Annotated in this window: 10 protein-coding genes and 2 pseudogenes; 4 read left to right on the top strand and 8 right to left on the bottom strand. The window is 73.0% G+C overall.

Features of this window, described 5'->3' with window-relative positions:
• Positions 1-174: 174 nt before the first annotated feature.
• From UK82_RS23380 to UK82_RS23360, 5 genes and pseudogenes are all read right to left on the bottom strand, one after another.
• Positions 175-2,559, bottom strand: a complete 2,385-nt coding sequence (locus UK82_RS23380) for a hypothetical protein (RefSeq protein WP_152989995.1) — start codon at positions 2,557-2,559, stop codon at positions 175-177.
• A gap of 222 nt (positions 2,560-2,781) precedes the next feature.
• Positions 2,782-4,740, bottom strand: coding sequence for a DUF6461 domain-containing protein (locus UK82_RS23375; RefSeq protein ID WP_055409342.1), 1,959 nt, complete (start codon positions 4,738-4,740; stop codon positions 2,782-2,784).
• Between the two features lie 281 nt (positions 4,741-5,021).
• Positions 5,022-9,832: pseudogene (locus UK82_RS43210) on the bottom strand (TIR domain-containing protein); the annotation flags it as partial.
• A gap of 169 nt (positions 9,833-10,001) precedes the next feature.
• Positions 10,002-11,708, bottom strand: a complete 1,707-nt coding sequence (locus tag UK82_RS23365) for a metallophosphoesterase (RefSeq protein ID WP_055409338.1) — start codon at positions 11,706-11,708, stop codon at positions 10,002-10,004.
• 147 nt (positions 11,709-11,855) lie between these two features.
• Positions 11,856-12,962: a S1C family serine protease gene (locus UK82_RS23360; protein WP_236706342.1), complete on the bottom strand. Its 1,107-nt coding sequence runs from the start codon at positions 12,960-12,962 to the stop codon at positions 11,856-11,858.
• 299 nt (positions 12,963-13,261) lie between these two features.
• On the opposite strand from UK82_RS23360, the gene UK82_RS23355 reads away from it, so the two are divergent.
• The 4 genes from UK82_RS23355 to UK82_RS23340 all read left to right on the top strand — a co-directional run bounded on the left by UK82_RS23355 (position 13,262) and on the right by UK82_RS23340 (position 17,066).
• Positions 13,262-14,191 carry an LLM class F420-dependent oxidoreductase gene (locus UK82_RS23355; protein WP_055409336.1) on the top strand — a complete coding sequence of 310 codons (930 nt, stop codon included), beginning with the start codon at positions 13,262-13,264 and terminating at the stop codon, positions 14,189-14,191.
• A 653-nt stretch (positions 14,192-14,844) separates the two neighbouring features.
• On the top strand, positions 14,845-15,537 hold the full coding sequence (locus UK82_RS23350; protein WP_255354342.1) for an FkbM family methyltransferase: 693 nt from the start codon (positions 14,845-14,847) through the stop codon (positions 15,535-15,537).
• Positions 15,534-15,752, top strand: coding sequence for a hypothetical protein (locus tag UK82_RS23345; protein WP_055409332.1), 219 nt, complete (start codon positions 15,534-15,536; stop codon positions 15,750-15,752). The genes UK82_RS23350 and UK82_RS23345 overlap by 4 nt, the downstream gene beginning before the upstream one ends.
• Positions 15,753-16,118: 366 nt before the next feature.
• The gene (locus UK82_RS23340) at positions 16,119-17,066 is read left to right on the top strand and encodes a helix-turn-helix transcriptional regulator (protein ID WP_161849160.1); all 948 of its coding nucleotides are present in this window, start codon (positions 16,119-16,121) and stop codon (positions 17,064-17,066) included.
• On the opposite strand, the pseudogene UK82_RS43205 reads toward UK82_RS23340, so the two are convergent.
• The 3 genes and pseudogenes from UK82_RS43205 to UK82_RS43200 all read right to left on the bottom strand — a co-directional run.
• A pseudogene (locus tag UK82_RS43205) lies at positions 17,015-17,328 on the bottom strand (SDR family oxidoreductase); the annotation flags it as partial. The gene UK82_RS23340 and the pseudogene UK82_RS43205 sit on opposite strands and share 52 nt — an antisense overlap.
• 1 nt (position 17,329) lies before the next feature.
• Positions 17,330-17,785, bottom strand: a 456-nt coding sequence (locus tag UK82_RS39740; RefSeq protein ID WP_236706341.1) for an SDR family NAD(P)-dependent oxidoreductase, incomplete at its 3' end; no start/stop codon positions are given.
• Positions 17,786-18,015: 230 nt separating this feature from the next.
• The coding region (locus UK82_RS43200) for a ScbA/BarX family gamma-butyrolactone biosynthesis protein (RefSeq protein WP_396230624.1) at positions 18,016-18,953 on the bottom strand (938 nt) is incomplete at its 3' end.
• Positions 18,954-19,560: the final 607 nt, after the last annotated feature.

The following is a 19,560-nucleotide window of genomic DNA, read 5'->3' as shown; positions in this document are numbered from 1 at the left end:
GTGAGCGCCGGCCGTCCGGCCGGGCGGCCGGACCATCGGCGCCGGGTGGGCGCGCACCGGGGTTCTCGCCGGTGGGCGGCGTCCGGCGGGGCGCGGGTGGCTCCGGAACCGGGTCCGCGGGGCCGCGGATGACGGGCAGTGGCTGGGTCGTGTCCGGATCCCCGGGGTTCGCGTTCACGGCCGCTCTCCTTCCCGAGTCCCGGCGGAGGCCTGTACCTGCGCCCGCTCAGATCTCCCGCTGCGCGGCGGAACCTCGTCTCGCTCCGGGGACCCGTCGTCGCCCCGCGCGCCGGCGATCGTCCATCGCCCGGAGCGAACGGGGGCAAGGTCGTGGGTTCGCAGGCAGACGGCGGGGCCGGCCGGCCCACCCGGGCCGCCCTCGTCCGCGCTCACGACGACACGGGGTGCAGCCGCGACGGACCAGCGCAGGCGGGGCGATGCCACCGGCGCGCCGTCGGCCGCGGCGGGCGGTCGGACCCGCACCGAGTCGAGGGAGCCGCCGATCACAAGCCGCACCGGTGCAGGCGGTGCCGCGGGGAGGATCCGGCGCACCGCGACCGGCGGCGCCGACGCCGGCCGCACCCACAGATGTGGCGGCACGCCGCCGACCGCGGCCGGCGTCAGGGCGCGCGTCCGCACCCGTACCGGCGGGTTCCCGCTACGGCTCGGCGGCGGATGACCGTCGGTCCGACGCACCACGAGACGCACCGCGGGATAAGGGGGAAGCGGGCTGGGCGGGGTCGACGGCCTGATCGGTGGCGGCCGCCGCGGGGACGACGGTGCCGCGGGGCGTGCCGACGGGCGCGGCGGGTCCGGCGCCCTACCGACCGGCACCCTGTCGGCCAGCACCCGGTCGACTGGCACCCTGTCGGCCCGCGTTGGACGGACCGGTGGGTGACCGACTGGGACCGGTTGCGCGCGCCCGCTCAGCCGCCGTCGCACCCGGGGCGCCACGATCGCCAGTACGACCAAGCTGCTGGCCACGCCCAGGATCGCCGGCCCGGTCACGGGGAGGCCACCGTCGGCGGGCGGATCCTGCACCGAGACGACGGCCGGCGGGACGTTCTTCACCGGTCGCGGGCTGGGCAGGGCGCACAGTCCGTCCTGCCCCCGAGTCGTCCCGTCCGGGCAGCGTGTCGGAACCCGGGCGCACGCCCCGGAGACCGTGCGGACGAGGCCGGCGGGGCACCGCGCCGTGACCGGCGCGCAGAGCCCCGCCGCGGTCCGGTTGGTGCCGGTGGGGCAGGCGGACACCGTTTCTACACAGACGCCGCCGATCGTCCAGGCCGTGCGCGCGGGGCAGGCCGACCCGGTGCACAGCTCGCCGTCCAGCGCGGTCCCGGCGGGGCAGCGTGCCGTCCGCCCGGCCGGGCAACGGCCCCCTGACCTGGAGGGGCTGCCATCGGGGCAGGACCACGACGGCGACACGGCGCAGCGATCCGGCGGCTCGACGGTCCCCCGCGGGCAGGACGGGGTCGCGTCGCCGACGACGCAGGACGTGGTGCCGGCCGGTGCGTCACGGCCGGCGCAGCGGATCTGGACCGGGATGACGCACCGGTCGAGGTCGTCGATGTCGGCCCGGTCGTAACCGGCCGGACAGCCCAGCGTCGGCGGAGTCACGCAGCGGTCCGAGGAGTCGGGGCGCACGCCGTCCGGGCAGCTCGACGCCGCCCGGGTCACGCAGCCCGCCGAGGTGGGCGGGCTGCCCGTCCCCGGACAGGTGGCCGTCGCCGCGTAGGTCGGCGCAACGACGCAACTTCCGTCGGACGTCCCGCCACCGTCGCGCGTCCCGACGCCGTCGCGCGTCCCGACGCCGTCGCGCGTCCCGCCGTCTTCCGCGATCCCGGTGAGGCTGCGCGGCCCAGAGGTGCTCAGGCGCGGATTCGCCTGCGGCGGTGCGGGTGGGCAGGTCGTCTGGGAGCGAAGGCAGGTCGCGCCGGACCGGCTGTCGCCGTCGCGGCAGGTGTAGTCCGGCTCGCGGGTGCAGGTCGTGCCGTCCCTACTCGCGCCGGTGGGACACGTCCACGTCGGGTCGTGCGTGCATTCTCCGGTGCCGTCTCCGCGCCGGTTCCAGCCCTCGGGGCAGGTCACCGTGGCCGCCACGAGGCAGCTCTCGCCGGATCGGTCCCAGCCCCGCGGACAGGTCCGCTCGGGTGGCGTCTGGCATCCGCCGGCGCGCCGGGTCGCGCCCGACGGGCAGGTGAGCTCGGCGGCGGTCGAGCACCGGCCGGCGGTCGAGGTCCAGCCGGCCGGGCAGGACAGCGTCGCCGCGGCCGTGCACCCGCCCGCGGTCCGCGAGCCGCCCGCGCAGGCCACGGTCGGTGCCGCGCTGCACCTGCCGGTCGAGCGGACGAGGCTCGACCCGGGCGGACAGCGCGACGCCGTCGTGGACGCACCGGGGCCCGCGGCGGTGAGACCCACCGGATGGGCTGCCGCACCGGCGCCGCTGTCCACCGCACCGGTGACGCTGAGGGCAGCGGACGCCCGCGAACCGTCCGGCGCCGCCATCAGGACGACAGCGCACGCCGCGGCCAGCACGATGACGCGAAGAAATGTCACCGAAAACCAGCCGGCGGAAACGCCGAACCCGCGCATCATGCCTCACGCTTCCCCCGTCGGCATCTCGGCCCGGCGCCTCCCGCGAGCGCGGACCGATACAAGTGTCTCCCATGGTCACCCGCGAGCAGACATTTACCTGAAAAGGCCCGGCGAATCCGCCGATTTTCATCTTCCCGACAAACTGTCGTCGCTAAAGGCGACCGTCATCTGTCGCTGATGCCGTCATCTGTCGCTGATGCGGTGGGCGAGGTCTTCGGTCCAGAGCCGGTCCAGGTCGCCGGGCCGCAGCCCATATCCGGTGAACCGTTCGACGACGAGCAGGCCCTTGGCGATCCGGTTCCGCCAGCTCGTCAGGTCGATGCCGGCCAGGTAGGACGCCGCCTCGGGCCCGGCCGGATAGTCCTCGGTCAGCTCGCCCGCCGCGACGATGTCGCCGTCACGAGCCAGGGTCAGCCGGGTGACCGCGTTGATGTTCCAGAACATGCTCGCCGCGGGGCCGAGCCGGGACAGCGCGCGCATGGTCGCCGGGTCACTGCCGGCGAACCAGTTGTCCTCGGCGACCACGACCACGCCGGCCTCGGGCACGGCGAGGACCGCTATCCAGCCGGCGCGGTCGGGCAGGTCGATCAGGGAGACCAGCGATCGTCGGTGGCGCGGATCGGCGCCGAAGGCGCGCACCACGTCGTCGCGGTCGGCGCCGGACACGACGGTGATGGTGGCCGCCTCCGCCAGCATGCTGGAGTACACCCACCGCAGGTGGCCCTCGGGCGGAGCGGGCGGCTCCGGCTCGCGGCGCAACCGGTGACCGAGCTGGTCGGTGCGCCGGCGGACGAGTTCTGGCGCGGGTGGCGCGGGCCAGACCCACAGCTCGTAGGACTCGCCGCGGTTGGCGTCGTCCCGGCCGCGCGCGGCCACGCGCAGCCGGTAGTCGCCGGACCATGGCGGCGTCTGCTCCCGCAGGGCCTCCGCGGCAGGGGTGCCGTCCGAGCTGACCACCGACGCGGACCCGACGTCCGCGTGCCAGCTCACCTCGACGACCTCGTCCCAGTCCCGCAGGTTCCAGCCCCCGGGACGCGGCGAGTCGGGGTCCGGCGGCGGCTCGGCCAGGACGCGTAGCCGGATCCGGACGGTGCCCTCGGCCTGGCCGGTCCGGATCACCGCCCCGCCGGGGACCACGGTGACCAGGCCGTTGGCCGAGAATGCCGCGTCCGCGTCCGTGTCGACGCCCGCCGGGAAGGGGCCCTCGACCAGGCCGAACCGGTGGCCGCGCACGTGCACCGACCCGGCGCAGGAACGCGGGAGGCGGTACTCCGACCGACGCTTGGCCAGCAGGGCCTCGCCGTAGCCGGGCGGCATCGGCGCGCTCGCGAGGTAGACCGCGGCGGCGCCGAGCCCGGTGCCGACGATCACCGGGGGCCCGGCGATGAGCGGCGCCAGGGCGGCCGTCGGCAGGACCGCCGCGGCGACGGCGACACCGAGCGCGAGGTGCATCGCGCCGTGGCCCGCCGCGATCGCCGCCTCCGTCTCCGTCTCCGTCTCCGCAGGCTCGATATCGGCGTCGGCGAGCAGGGGCACGATCATGGGATGTCGCGCGAGGACGGTGAGCAGCGTCGAGACCATGGCCGAGGCCTCCGGCAACGCCTGGTCAAGGCGTTGCACCGCGCGCACCGCCGCGCCGTCGGGATCGCCCGTCCCGGCACGCTCCGCGAAGATGACCTGCCGCGGCAGCCGAAGCTCGGGTAGACCGGGCACGGGGGCCAGCCGCAGATCGTCCACCGCGAGCTCCAGCGCGCCGAGCAGCCGCTCGGCGACCGGCACGCCCAGCGCGCGCAGGGCCGCCACCACCGCGGAACCGCCGTGCCCCTGGCGGCGCGCGGCAAAGGACTGCATCTGCCCTGGTGGGGCCGACCGGGGACGGGCCGCTCCAAGGAAAGGCGCAGCCGCGCCGAGGCGGCCGACCACCGCCGCGGGCGCGGCCGGCACCCGGGCGGCGAGCTGCGGCAGCACCTCGGCCACGACCTCGGCGAGTGCCTGCGCCACCTCGCCGCTCACGCCGCCCAGCGGGCCGTCCGGCCAGGCGGGACCCGCCCGGCCAGGACCCACCCGGTCGGAACCCGCCCGGTCGGGCTCAGCCTGCGCCCCCGGCGCCGAACGCCGCAGGCTCTGCTCCTCGTCCACCATCCGCCACTCCCACCGAAATCGTCAGCTCCCGACTCCATCTGGCGAGCAGGCTAGGCAGGGGGTCCGACAGAAATCGGCAGACAGTGGCTGACCAGGTCGTCCAGGCGCGCAGTCGGATCCGGGATGGCCGCGGTGACACCCGTCGGTGCCGGATCCGTTGCCCTGGATGAACCACGCCGTCGGCTGCCGCTCACCGTCCGGCCGGCGCGGCCGCCGTCTCCCACCGCCACACCGACGCCGGTCTCGGTCGGACGCGCCGATCTCGGTCGGACGCGCCGATCTCAGGGGCGCCGCCGGCCGAACCGGCGGCGCCGAGGCGGTTCGGCGGCGGGCTCGTCCTCCACCGCGGGGGTGCCGAAGCCGGCGAGGGCCGCGAGCGGCTGATCCGGATCGAGGCGCAGGTCGTCCGGGACGAGTCCGTCGAGTTCGCCCGGTCCGAAGCGGCGCCGCTTCGCCGTCCACCACAGCGCGCCCTCGGGCCGGCCCACCACCTGGTAGGAGCCGTCCGGCAACAGGATCGCGTGACCGCCGCCGTCAAACAGCACGGCGGTCGCCACGGGAGCCCAGGATCCCGCATCCCAGTAGCGGATCGTGCGATCGGCGCCGGCGACGGCGATCGTGCGACCGTCCGCGGCGAAGACGACGTCGATCACCGGCCCGCATGCACACACGAGTTCGGCGGCGAGCCGGCCCGACGAGACGTCCCAGATCCACAGCCGCCCCTGGCCGTTGCGCTGCCCCCCGGCGGCAAGCAACCGTCCGTCCGGGGAGAAGGCGAGTGCCGCCATCGACCCTTCGGGCAGGGGTTCGATCGTCAGCGCCTCGGCCGTCTCCGCCACCCACACGCCGACGCCGTCACCGCCCGCGGCCACCAGCCATCCCGTCCGCGAGAAGCTCGCCGCGGCAGGGTCGCCGATGACCATCGGACCGGAGCGCCAGTGTTGCTCCTCCATCTGCCACAGGCGCAGAAGGTTGTCTTCGAGGCAGGCGACCTGTTCGTCCGACGGTGCGAAGGCCAACGACCGGACCGCCCCGCCACCGAGGGTGGGCACCGCGCCCTCAGAGCCGAGGACGTACTCGATTGACGTCGATCTGACCAGGGAGAGGGGCCGCAGACCGCCGAGGGCGAGGACCTCCCTGTTCGGGAAGAAGGCCACCACGTGCCCCATGCCCGCAGCGGCAAGCACGTCCGGCAGTGGAAGGCCGCGCGGCAGGGGGCGACGTGCCCAGCCCGGTGGCAGGATCCGCAGAATCCTCACCCAGTGCTTGTACCTGTTGTCCGCGACCGCGACAGTGCGGCCATCTTCGGACAGGACGGCGAGTGGGGCCCTGGGGCCCAGGTCTGGCCGCCACGAGGCCAGAGCGTCCGTCTTCGCCGGATCGCTGTGCGGGCCACCGGCCACGTCGCGGCCGAAGGTGCCGAGGGGATGGGGAATGATCATCTGGCCCGTGCCGAGGTGGTGTGCCGCGAGCTCGCGGCCGGTGCCCCCGAGATTCCTCGATGTGACGATCATGGTGCCGGTGGCGGAGAAGTGGGCGCTGTAGTCGTGGGCGGTGGCGACATGGTCATGGGAGACCGCGCGCCGCTGTCCGGACAGGACGTGATGCACCCCCAGGTACCCGAGGTCGTTGACCACGGCCAGCAGGGTGCCGGACGGCGAGAACACCGGCCGGCTGTCCGGCGCTGCCTCCCATTCCGTCACCGCTCTTTCGACGAGCGGTTTCGAGGTGCCGCCCGTCGGGCGACGACGCATCGGCGGCGGCCACAGCCGCACCGTGCCGGAGCCGACAGTGGCCAGCATTCCGTCTGTCGAGAAGGCCACCGCGGTGCAGCCGGCCGGTTCGACCTGCTGTTCGGCGACCATCCGGTCCGCGGCGGTGTCCCACAGGCGCAGCCAGCCGTCGAGCCAGGCGGTGGCCATCCGTCTCCCACCGTCGAGGACGGCACCGGCGTGGTCGCTGCCCGCGTGGGCGAACAGTTCTGCGGCCAGCCGGCCCGACGCGACCTGCCAGATCCGCGTCCAACCGTCGGCGTCGCGCGACACGAGCAGCGCGCCGGACAGAGCGAACGCCAGCCCCTCGGCCATGCCTGGCGCGATCGCCCACTCCGCCCATCGACGCCCCGTGGCCACCTCCCAGACCCGCAACCGGTGATCGGCGCCGGCCGCGGCCAGCAGGGAGCCGTCGGCAGCGAGCGTCACCGCCCGGTGCGCGGCCGATTCCATCGTCCAGTGAGCGCCCGCCGTGCCGGTCGGAACGTCCCAGGTCCGCACCTCGCCATCGGCACCGACGGTGACCAGCCGGTCGGCAGCGGTGAAGGCCATCGACCGTACCCGGGCCGGGTGCTGCAGGACGGACAGCACCCCGAGGTCGGCCACGTCGAAGATCAGCACCGCCGGTCCGGTGGCCACCGCAAGCAGGCTCTCGTCCGGGGAGAACACGGCGGTCGTGCCGACGGCGCCGACGGGCCGCAGCACGGGTCGCGGGCGGTCGCGGCCGGACAGAACGGCTGGCGCCAGCTCGTCGGCGTCGCGGGCGTCCTCGTCGAGGACGGGGTCGATCAGGACCGCGCGATCCCAGCGACTGCCGGCCAGGCGCGCCGCGGTCAGCCGCGGGCGGACGAGCCAGGCGTCGCGCAGGTCGGCGTCGGTGAGGTCCGCGCCGGTCAGGTCGACGTCGTGCAGGCGCAGCCCGGACAGGTTCGCCCGGGTGAGGTCGGCGTAGCGGAGATCCTCTCCGGACAGGTCACGGCGGCGCAGGTCCTGGTCGACGAGCTGGAGGGTGCCGAGCCGGAAGCCGAGCCGCCGGCTGAGCGCGAGAGCGTTGTCTCTGCCCGCCTGGACGGGATGCATGGCGCGGCGCACGATAGGTCTCTCCCAGTCGATCCCAAAGTGCTCCCCCTCCTCCAGCAATTGGTCGTACCTGGTCAGCGCGGCGCGGGCCCAGGCCTGCAGGAGGGCGCGGTCGGCTGAGCCGGCGAGAAAGTCGACCATCAGCTCGGACATCTCGCGGCGCTCCAGCAACGCCCCGGCATCGTCGCCGCCGGCGGCGAGCTGGGCGGCGGCGGCCACGGCGACCAGGTACTCCATCACCGAACGGTGCGCGAAACAGAAGCGGTCGTCGTCGCCGCGGCGCAGCAGGCTGCCGGAGCCGACGGCGAACGCCGCCTCGGCGACGCTGAGCCGGGCCGCACTCAGATCGGTCAGCGCGTCCTGCACCGTCTCGGTGAGCTCGCCGAGAGCGATGGCGTCCCCGCCGCTGTCCCACAGCGCGACGGCGAGGGCGTCGACGGCGGTGCGGAGCTGGGTTTCGTTCAGGCTCTGGTGCGACCCGGGGGTCGGCCGGCGGCGGGCGGCCTCGAAGCGCAGCCACCGTTCGATCAGGGCGGCGTACAGGTCGGCGGAGCTGATCGTCCCGTCCGCCGATCGGGCGGCGAGCAGATCCGCCTCCGGCAGTTCGGCGATGAAGGACAACATCCGCGGGTTCGCCGAGAGCCCAAGCAGGTCGCGGATGTCGTGGATGAGGCGCAGCCGCGCGTCGGCTCGCCGCTCGGCCTGCCGGCGGCGGACGGCCTGGGCAGCGACGTTGTCCGCGGCGGTGGCGTCGGCGAGGGTGAACAGGCGGATGAGGAACTCGCGGATCTGGGGCTCGTCGAAGTCGGCGAGGCGGATCAGCCGGCTGCCGGCGAGCTGGCTGACCCGTTCCCCGAACGCGGTGCGCCACTGGTCGTCGGAGGCGAAGTGCTGGGTGCGGCTGGTCAGCACCACCTTCGCCCGGCCGGACACCGCGTCGAGGATCATCCGCAGATGCTCGGCGGCGCGGTCGAACGTGACCCGCTGGGCGAGCTCGTCGAAGCCGTCGAAGAGCAGCACCACCCGGCCGCGGTCCAGCATGCGCCGCACCGCGGGGACCTTCGCGTCCGGCTCGCCGACCTTCGACAGGTGCAGCGCCAGCAGGTCGTCGACGTGATGGCTCTTCTCCAGCGCGCGCAGCTCGACGAGCATCGGCACGACCTTCGGCAGCTCCGCGGGCAGCCGCCTGGCCAGCTCACGCAGCAGGAAACTCTTGCCGTGGCCGAACTCGCCGAGGACGAGCAGCAGCCGCGCCGACTCCACATCCAGCCAGTCGACCATCGCGGTGAACACGTCGGCGGCGGGGCGGTCCGCGGGGGCGTCGTCGAGCAGGACGTAGCGTTGCGGCACGTACAGCTCGGGCGGATAGCTCGGATCCGCCGCCAGCCGCCGCGACTGGCGCATCAGGTAGCCGCGCGGATCCCAACGGCCCTCGAACTCCGCCAGGCTCCGCAGCCGGATTCCCCTCGTCCGCCTGGCCCACCGGCGCAGCTCCGGTTCGGCGAATCCCGCGCCGTAGACCAGGTCCGACTCGAGGTAGGTGTCGCGTGCCTCGTACCGGAGGTGGACGAGCCGGTGGAACGCGTCCACCATGTCCCGATCCGGCCGGCCGGGGCACAGCCCGACCGGCCACACGCCACGTTCGCCGTCGCGCTCCCCCTCGACCTCGAGATGGACGAGCGGGACGGTACGCCGCCCGATCCGCGCCGTGACAGCAGCCATCGGCCGCACCGACGCCCCCGGGTAACGGTCGGCGCAGGCGTCGCGCACCCAGGTCAGGAACGCCGCCGGCGGGTCCAGCCCGGGAAAGTCGGGCGGCGGGGTGCCCGTGCCGCCGACGGCCGGCGGGAACGGCGGCTGCTCGGCCGGGACGAGATGGCCGTCGCGGGCGCCACGCAGGCCACGCAGCAGCGCCCGGCGGGCATCCTGCTCGTCGACGTCGAACAGGTCGACGCGGACCAGCGGACGCAGCAGCCCCGGCGGCTCGCACGCCTCGACCCGGACCGGAACGACAACCCGCTCCCCCGGCTCGTAACGGGCCTGCCACTCGGCGCCCGCCCAGGTGGAACGCAGGAACGCCGCGGACAGGACGAGCAGCACATGGTCGGCGCGGGCCAGGCAGTCGTCCATCCACGCCACGACGTTCGTGCCCGGCACCGAATGCCAGGCCTGCACATCGACCTGCCAGCCGGCGGCCCGAAGCTGCCAGGCGATCCACTCCGCCCACGCCTCGTCGGCCGNCGCATAGCCGACAAAGACGGTCCGAACCTCCGCGTCCGGCCCGTCACTCCCCGAAGCCACCCGAACAGGGTCTCACCGGCGTCCACCCGCGACGCCTCGCGGTCCGGAATCGGGCGTGCGGCGGGAGGGTGCCAGGTCCACCCGCCGCACGCCGTGCATCCGCCGCCGTCAGCGGTGACGGGGGACGGGGCGCTTCAGGACGACGCGGTCGAACTCGGTGCCATGCTCGTCGACGCCGCGCACGGTCAGCGTGGACGCGCCGCCGGGCAGCCCCGGCGCCGAGTCGACGGCGACGAACGCGTAGTTGTCGAAACGGGTCCGCGACCAGGAGATGGCCTCGGGGGTCTTCGTGCCGTCGGGCGACCAGACGTAGCTGTTCGGCACGATGTTCGATCCCGCCGGGGCCGGCTTGCCGCGGTAGTTCTCCACCTCACCGGTCTGGAACTGGTAACGCGGACGGCCGGCGCTGCCCGCGGTGATGTAGATGGTGCCGTCCTTGGCCGGCTCGACGGTCGACCCGTCGGGCGCCTCGCGGGTCGGGGCGTTGCCGCGGATCGGGTCGGAACGCTCGAAGAGGTGGTTGTGCCCCTGGAGCACCAGGTCGACCTGGTACTTGTCGAACAGGGGCGCCCACGCGCCGCGGACCCCGCCGTCGCTGGCGTGCTGCGACGTCGTCGAGTAGGCGCAGTGGTGGAAGAAGCAGACGATGAAGTCGATGTCGGGGTCGTTGCGGTAGCCCTGGAGCGTCCGCTCCACCCAGGACGTCTGCGCGCCGCCGGAGTAGCCGGTGTTCGTCTTGATCTCGAAGCTGACGTCGTTGGCGTCCAGCGAGAGCACCGCGACGTTGCCGTAGACGAACGAGTACACGCTCGGGCAGCCCTTGGGCCCGTCGCCGGGCAGGTCCAGGCGGGCGGCGTGGCCGCCGTAGCCGTGCGGCGAGTACAGCGCCTCCATGTCGTGGTTGCCGGTGGCGAACATCCACGGGCTGCGGGCGCTGGAGACCTCGATGTCGGCCAGGTAGACGTCCCAGACCGTCGGGTCGTAGTTGTCGAAGCCCGCCGGCGGCTGGCCGGTGGTGGTCCGCTTCGGCGGCTTGCCCGCGCCGGACGGGTCGGCGTAGCAGATGTCGCCGGCGAGCAGGTGGAACGCCGGGTCCTGGCGGGCGATCGCCGCGGTGATGGCGGAGGCGTGCGCGACGGTCGGCTCGTTGTCCGGCTTGTAGTAGTCGTCGTCGAAGACGCCCTTCGGGTCACCCGGCGGGGTGGTGTTCGACCCGTGGTCGCCCATCATCGTGAACCGGAACGGCCCGCCGTGGCGGCCCTTCGCGTGCCCGGTGCGCACCGCCTGCACGGGGGTCGTCGCGCCGCCGGGAATGCGGAACCGGTAGTAGTACTCCCGGCCCGGGGCGAGGCGGTCGAACGCCGCGTGCACGTAGAACTGCTCGACGCTCAGGATCGACCCGTCGACCTGCGGCACCTGGGACAGCAGCGGCCGGACCTCGGCCTCCACCGTGCCGCCGAGGTGGGGGGTCGGGCCGATGTCGACGAGGATCCGGCCGCGGCCGGGGTTGCGCGTCAGCTGCGCGGCCAGGCGGAGCTGACGCGCCGGGTCCACGCCGAACGCGGTGTGCCGCCCGCCGATCAGCAGCGGGCTGTCCGCCGCGGTGGCGGCGTAGGCGGCCCGGCCGAACGGGGTGGTGCCCAGCGTCGCGGCGCCCGCGCCGGCCAATCCGCCGAGCAGCATGCCGCGGCGGCTCACCGGCCGGCGGCGCAGAAAGGTCTGGAGCCACTCGTGCTGCTCCGCGATGGTCATGTCCTGGGCGATGTTCGCCGGAACGCCGGAAGCGACCACTTCGTTGGGAGGACTCACTGGCATGGCGCTGAACGTAGGCCCGCCACCTGCGAAGCGCCCCAACGGCAAGGTGGCCGCCGGTCGAAATATGCGTAAACACGTCGAGGCGTTATCGCAGGCCGGCAACGCACGGGTACACGGTTCCCGGTCCGGCGGTCGTCGATGGGCACATCACGTCGGACGGTCGGTGACGGTTGCCCTGAGCTTCACGTTCTTGCCGTCGCGATTGACGGTCAGGGTGACCGTCTGCCCCGGATCGACGCTGCGCAGCTCGGCCGAGAAGTCCTCGACGGAGGTGACCGCCCGGCCGTCGAACGAACGGATGACGTCACCGGGCTGGATGCCGGCCCGGGCCGCGGGACCGCCGTCGACCACCCCGATCACCAGCGCACCGCTGCGGACGGAAAGGCCGAGCTGGTCGGCGATCTGCGGGGTGAGCGTGACGGACTGGATCCCGATGAACGCGTGCCGCACGGTACCGGTGCGCAGGAGCTGGTCGACGGCGTCGACGACGGTCGCCGACGGGATCGCGAACCCGAGCGAGACCGCGCCGCTCTGCGGCGGCACATACGCCTCGGTGACGCCGACGACCCGTCCCTCGGCGTCCAGCAGCGGGCCGCCGGAGTTCCCCGGCGAGATCGCCGCGTCGGTCTGGATGAGGTCGACCCGCGGGCCGGCCGCCGCGCCCTGCTCGCCGGACCCGCCCTGCTCGCCGGACCCGCCCTGGCCGCCGGATCCCCCTTGGCCCCCCTGGCCCCCTTGGCCCCCTTGGCCCCCTTGGCCGTCGACGCCGGGGAGAGTGCGGTTGACACCCGAGATGATCCCGGCGGTGACGCTGTTCTCCAGGCCGAGCGGGCTGCCGATGGCGATCGCGAGCTCACCGAGCCGGGGCTGCTGCTTGCGGAACTTCGCCGCCGGCAGCCCGGTGCGCTCGACCTTCACCACGGCGAGATCGCTGACGGCGTCCGCGGCCTGCACCCGGCCCGGCACGCGGCGCCCGTCCGCGAACGCGACCTCGACCGCTCCGCCGGCGGCCGAGGCCACGACGTGTTGGTTGGTGACGATCACGCCGTCGGAGCGGTAGACGATCCCGCTGCCCAGCCCATCGCCCACCAGGACGGTGACGACGGAGGGCTCGACGTCGGCCACGACGTCCGGCACCACGGACAGCGCCCCCGTGGCGGCCGGCGGCTGGCCCCTGGCCGGCGGCACGCTGGACCGCCCGCCGTGCCCGACGAAGGCGATGAGGGCGACGAGCACCACGATCACGGCCCCCACCCGCGACCACGCTCTGCGCACGACCCGATACACAACAACGCTGTACCCAGCTCACGTCCCCGCAGATCCTGCGGCGGAGAGGGGATCTCCGCCGCAGGTCGGCACGCAGATCGGTATGTACTTGACCACATTCCACGAGCCATGAAGGCTCGTGACGTCAACACGTCAACACGTCAAACGTCCGGGGCTCGGCATCCGACGGGCGCGCGGCGGCGCGGCGGCGCGGGGCCGGCGACGGGTCGCGCTGGAGCCCCCGCGCCGGGCGGGGGGACCGGCGACCGCCAGCGGAGGTCAGCGCCATGAAGTACGTCGCGGAGTTAGTGCTCGACGCGGGATGCCGGCCCGGGGCCTTCTCGGCCCGCCGGCTCGCGCGGATCGCGCGGCGCATCGAGGAGGCGGGCTACGACGCCATCGCCGTCAATGATCACCTCGCCCCCTCCCGCAAGTGGTACGAGGCCGGCGGCCACGACGCCTACGAGCCGTTCGGGCTGATGGCCTACCTGGCCGCCGTCACCGAACGGGTGCGGCTGATGACGTTCGCCGTCGTCGTCCCGCACCGCAACCCGTTCGCGCTGGCCAAGTCGGTGGCGACCACCGACGCCCTGTCCGACGGCCGGCTCGACCTCGGGGTCGCCGTCGGCTACCTGCGCTCGGAGTTCCTGGCCCTCGGCGCGGACTTCGACGAGCGCAACGAGCTGTTCGACGAGGCGCTCGCCGTGCTGCGCGGGGCGTGGACGGCGGGCAGCGTCTCGGCGCGGGGCCGGCACTTCGACGGCCTCGACCAGGTTCTCGCACCCGCCCCCGTGCAGTTGCCGCACCCGCCGCTGTGGATCGCCGGCAACAGCGCCCGTGCCCGACGCCGGGCGGCCGCCTGGGGGCAGGGGTGGGCCCCACTGTCCATCGACGATCTCGGCGCCCGCACGATCCGGTCGGTGTCGATCCCGACCGTCGATGACCTGCGCCGGGCCGCGCGGACGCTGCGCGCCGACACGGTCGTCGCCGGGCGGGACCCGGCCGAGGTCGGCCTGTGGGCGACCACCAGCGACAGCTCCGCCGCGGGCCGCGACGAGCTCGACCACCGCGCGCACCTCGACCACCTCGTCGAGCTCGCCGACCTCGGTGCCAGCCACTTCACGGCGACCTTCCACCTCGACGACACCGACGGCGCCGAGCGCGCCGTCGACGGCTACGCCGAGCACGTCCTCGCCGCCGCCGGACTCCCCCGCTGACCACGACGCTGCCCCGCTGACCACGACGCTGCCCCGCTGACCACGGCGTTGCCCCGCTGACCACAGCGCTCCCCCGACCCGGGCCCATCGCCGATGCCGGGGCATTTCTGCTCTCTCTCGCAACGGTCGAATTTTGCACAACAGCAAGCCAGACCATTCACCGGAATGAGCTCTCCGGAATGCCTGTGATCTGAATCACAGTTGCGATAACGCGGGACGTATCGGCCCGTCCGCCCTAGTCTGCCCGTGTCCTTGATTCCGTCGCCCGTCCACGTGACCGCGACGAGCTTTTGTCGATTCGCGCGGGTGACGCCGATTCACGTGGGTGGCAGCGATTCGCGTGGGTGGCAGCGATTCGCATGGGTGGCGCCGATGTACGGGGGTGGACAGTGTCGGGCACGGAGCTGGCGAACCGCATTGCCGGGAGGGCCAAGGCGACGCTGCGGCAGAACAAGCGGCTGCGGGGCGGCGTCGTCGCGGCGAAGGACGCGTTATGGCAGGCCCGGGTCTCCCTGGAGGCGGCGCGGCGCGGGGCGGTCGTCGTCGAGGACGAGTACGGCATCACCCTGCTGGTCCCCGCCGACGAACGGGCCCACCTGCGCTCGCTCATGCGCCGCCCGGGGGACCGGCCGGCGTTCGCCCTGATGNACCGGCTGCTCGGCGCTGGCGACGTGGTGTTCGACGTGGGCGCCAACATCGGCGTCTACAGCGTGCACGCCCGGCGGCACACCGGCGCGAGCGGCCGGGTGTACGCCTTCGAGGCGGTGCCCGCGACCGCCGACCGGCTCGTCCAGACCCTCGCGCTCAACCGGTCCGCGGACGTCACGGTCGTGCGCGCCGCCGTCACCGACACCCCGGGCACGGCGACGATGAACGTGTTCCCCGACCCCGCGTCCGGGTGGAACTCGCTCGGCAGCCACCCGATGTTCACCTACGACGGCAGGGCGATCCGGCCGAGTGAGGTGGTCGAGGTCCCGGCGGTGACCCTCGACGGGTTCGCCGAGCGGGAGGGGATCGAGCGGGTGGCGCTGTGCAAGGTCGACGTCGAAGGCTTCGAGCGCCAGGTCTTCGCCGGCGCGGCCGGGCTGCTGGCGCAGCGGCGCATCGGCGTCGTGTGCTTCGAGATCAGCGAGGACCCGCTCGTCGGGGAGGGCGGCACTCCGTCGGAGGTCTTCGACGCGCTCGACCGCCACGGCTACCGGACCTTCCGCCACGACGAGGCGAGCGACACCCTCGTCGGCCCGATCGACCCGGCCGTCGAGGACAAACGTCTCGCCGCCGAGTCCGTCCGTCCCTACGTGGCGAACTACTTCTCGGCCACGGAAGAGGCGCTGCTTCGCCCTTGACGACGGCAGCGCCCGCCGGCCGCGGCGCCCACCCCCCACCCGTCCTACTCGGCCACCCGTCCTACTCGGCCATCCGGCCACTCGGCGGCCAGTCGACCGACCGCGCCTCCCAGGCCCTGGAGCCGGCCGGCGGGTCGGACGGGCTCGACCGCGTCCGCTGGTGGGCCCACGCTCCGGTCGAGGATCCACGACCCTCGACGATCGGGAATGGGTGACGGGCCCGGCGGCCCGCGTGTGAGTGCCACGGTCGCCGCGGGCCCGCCGTTCGGCTTGTCTGGATGGGGCGGGTCAACCGGCTCCCGGTCCCCCGCGCGACACGTTAATTGCGTCGACAAATTAATCACCGAGCGCTGTCGTCACCGACACCCATGATTCGGGGGAGAAATCCTTGGCGATGATTTTCTCCAGGTAAGGATCCCGTAATTTTCCGGGATCCTGCAGGTTGATCCATCCGGCTTCGGGCGGCCGACCACGAGCAACACTGCCGAGCCCCTGATATTGCGGATCAACGCGACGAAATGCGCCGTCTTCAAGCCGACAGGGGTACCCTTGGCACAGTTGTGAGATATACACTCGACCGGATGCGCCGTGAGCTACCAGAAGATGCCAAGGGTGAGGTCATGAGCCGTATAGCCAGCCGAGAGCTTGGGGAGTTCCTGCGGGATCGCCGCGAAAACAGGAGTCCACAGCAGGTGGGTATTGCGACCCGCGGGCGCCGTCGAACCCCCGGCCTACGCCGCGAGGAGGTCGCCAACCGGGCCGGGATGAGCACAACCTGGTACACCTGGCTCGAGCAGGGGCGTCCGGTGCGACCGTCGCGGCAGGTACTCGACTCGATCGCCCGCGCCCTGGAGCTGTCCCCGATCGAGACCGCTCACCTTTTCAAGCTCGCCGGCGAGCAGCCGCTCATCAGTCCGCCCTCACCGTTGGAGGTTCCGCCCGCGCACAACCAGCTACTGCATCAGCTTGAACCGAGTCCGTCATACATCGTCAATCGGCGACTGGACCTCCTGTCGTGGAATAGGGGGCTGGCGGCACTGCTGCCCCACCTCAACGTCGTTCCGCCGGAGAACCTCAATATCGTCTGGCTGATGTGTACCGACCCGGCCTTTCACCGCATGATACCGAGCTGGCGGAACGAGGTGGCACGGCTTGCTGCGATTCTGCGCTCCGAGAGTGCAGAGGCCACCGACGACCCCGAATTCCAGCAGCTCATCGTTCGTCTCGAGTCCGCAAGCACCGAATTTCGCCGCGCGTGGGAGACCCGCCGACTGGAGACGTTCCGCTCCGGCGTGCTCACCTGGCGACACCCGCAGATCGGATTGTTCACCGCTCAATACGTCCGGCTCCACATCGCCGACGATCTACGCCTCAGCGTCGTCGTGCAGCTCACGCACACCGCCGGGATACTCGACCGGCTGGCCGACAGCATCGCATCGATGGCAGGCGCGGCCGGCGGTCGACCGGAAGGCGAGCGTCAGCGGGCGCAGAGCCCTCCATCGATGGTGAGGACCGTCCCGCTGGTGTAGCCGGAGCGCACCGAGGCGAGGAAGGCGATCGCATCGGCGACCTCGCGGGTGGTCGCGGCCCGCCCGAACGGAAAGTCGGCCGCAAGCTCAGCGGCGCGGGACTCGTCACCGAAGCGACTGCGCGCGATCGCCTTCGTGAGCGCCTGAATTCGCTCCGTGGCGACCGGTCCAGGGTTGATGCCGACCACCCGGATGTTGTCCCGTGGGCTGCGGCCGCCCAACGCACGAGTGAACGCCACGAGGGCGGCGTTCGCTGTGCTGCNAGCGATGAAGTCGGGGTCATGCCGCTCGCCCGAAGCACCGATGTCGTTCACGATGACTCCGCCGCCGCGCTCCTTCATCTGGTCGTACACCAGCCGCGTCAGGTTGACGTAGCCGAACACCTTCAGGTCCCAGCCATGCCGCCAGACCGCCTCGTCGACGTCCGCGAGTGCGCCGCCCGGGATGTCGCCGGCGTTGTTGACGAGGATGTCCACGTCCACCGCGGCTGCGGCAAGCCGGGCAACGTCCCCGGAGTCACGTAGATCGACCGGGTGGACCGCCACGTCCACCCCATGGTCGGCGCTCACCGCCGCCGCCAGCTTGGCCAGGTCTTCCTCGCCGCGCGCGGCCAACCGCAAGTCGCAGCCCTCCTGCGCCAACACCGCCGCGGTGGCCGCGCCGATGCCCCTCGACGCGCCGGTGATGAGGGCGCGCTTCCCGCGCAGGCCGAGATCCATGGTGTCCCCTCTTCAACCGGGCGCAGCGCCGCACCGCCAGCCCAGGTGTCCTGTTCAACATGTCCAGTACGACATATGCAGGATGCCGGCCACCCTCGTGCGGGTCAAGCGGCCAGCTCAACCCGGCACCGACACGCCGGAGCCACCCGAACCTCAGCGCCGGTTACGGGCGCGACCACGATCACCGGCCCCCCACGCCGGGGTGAGGCCGCAGATCGACCCGGCCGTGNGCGATCCGCTGCCCGAACTCCGTCAACGCCACCTCGACCGGCACCGAGCCGTCGGCCGTGGGTGCACCCGGCCTCGCTGATACGAACAGCGGCGCCTCGAACTCGCCGAAGTCGGCGAAGTCGACCTGAAGTCCCGTCATCGCCGTCGAGGGCGACGCGACGAGGCCCGCGCGGTGCGCTGCCACGATCGCGGCCTGCCGGAACCCCTCCACGAGGAACGGCCCGGGCACGTGGTCGTAGTCGTGGTCGAAGAACGCCGGATGGCTCCGGTCGATCACCACCGGGTGCCCGGCGGGGTCCGCCGGCGCACCGATCACCACGTTCCGCCCGTCGCGTCGGCCGACCTCCTCGGGGTCCAGCGGGGCGGAGCGGGCCGGGAAACGACCGGGCTCGATCGGCTTGCGGGCCCGCTGAAATGCCCGCAGCGCCTCATAGTCATCGCGGGACATGAACACGACGTCCCCGCCCACGGTCATCGCCAGGGTGCCGCCGACCGTCAGATCGCCCGCCAGGGTGAGGCTGCCGAGCTCGCCCCCGCGCATGCGCGGATTCACCACCCGGTAGTGCAGCACCGCGTCCAGCGGGGACCGCTCGTCGTCCCGGAAGGCCGCCAGGTCCACCACGTCGAACGAGAAGCGCTGCATGCTGAAGGGCAACCCCACCGGGATTTCCAGATAGCGGTGCAGCACGACGAACGCGCTCTGTCGGGCGCCCTCGGCCGCGGCGAACGGATCATGCAGGCCCCGCTCGCGGTCGGACCAGAGGCAATGGCCGCGAGGTAGCTGGATCGCGCAGAGGAAGTCGTCGGCCACCTGACGGGAGTCGGTGACGAACACCTCGCCGACCGCCTGTCGATGTGCGATCGCGCGCGGCACCGTTTGGTCGAAGGTCAGGCGCGACGCGGCGGCGCGGCCGGCGTCGAGATCAGAGATGGTCATGGGATCAGCCTTCGTTCGAGACGCGCGGGGAATCCGGGCGGTGGTCGGCGGCGCCGGCAGGCAACCTGCCGTCCGCCGACTCCGCGAACACGGGCCGGCTGGTCATCCGGCGGCGGCGGGCCTGCGCGACCAGCAGCTCGGCGATCTGACGCGCCGCCGGGCCGCGGGGACTACCGGAGGCGGCCAGCACGGCGGCGACGCCGCCGAGCATCCGTCCCGGGGTGAGCAGGTCTGTCGGCGAGACACGGTGGGCGAACATCGCGAGCAGGCTGTCGATGTGGCCGGCCTCGTGGAGCCGCCGGGTGATCGCGGGCAGCACGATCGGCAACCGGCCGACCCTACCCAGGTCGGCCGCCATCCAGTAGTAGGAACTGTACTGTCGGTCACGCCACCGCACGAAGGCGGCCATGGTCCGATCGAGCTCGTCCGGCGACGCCGCCAACCCAGTCATGATCATCGAGGTCAGCGTCTCCACCTGGTGGAACGCGTCGCCGATGCNACGACCGGCCGCAGGGTCCTTGAAGTGCCCGGAGTCGCCGACGAGCACCCAGCCGGGCCCGGACGCCTCCCGGAAGTAGCCCTCGAAACGCATGATCCCGTAGATCTT

It is taken from the genome of Frankia sp. ACN1ag (genome assembly GCF_001414035.1).
Lineage (GTDB): Bacteria > Actinomycetota > Actinomycetes > Frankiales > Frankiaceae > Frankia > Frankia torreyi.
The sequence above is the reverse complement of the archived record's forward strand: the minus strand, read 5'-3'. Positions and strand labels throughout refer to the sequence as shown.

Excerpts from the sequence above, each read along its gene's own strand:
- UK82_RS23375 (WP_055409342.1), bottom strand. The coding sequence starts at position 4,740 with ATGGTGGACGAGGAGCAGAGCCTGCGGCGTTCGGCGCCGGGGGCGCAG.
- UK82_RS23365 (WP_055409338.1), bottom strand. The coding sequence starts at position 11,708 with ATGCCAGTGAGTCCTCCCAACGAAGTGGTCGCTTCCGGCGTTCCGGCG.
- UK82_RS23355 (WP_055409336.1), top strand. The coding sequence starts at position 13,262 with ATGAAGTACGTCGCGGAGTTAGTGCTCGACGCGGGATGCCGGCCCGGG.
- UK82_RS23340 (WP_161849160.1), top strand. The coding sequence starts at position 16,119 with ATGCGCCGTGAGCTACCAGAAGATGCCAAGGGTGAGGTCATGAGCCGT.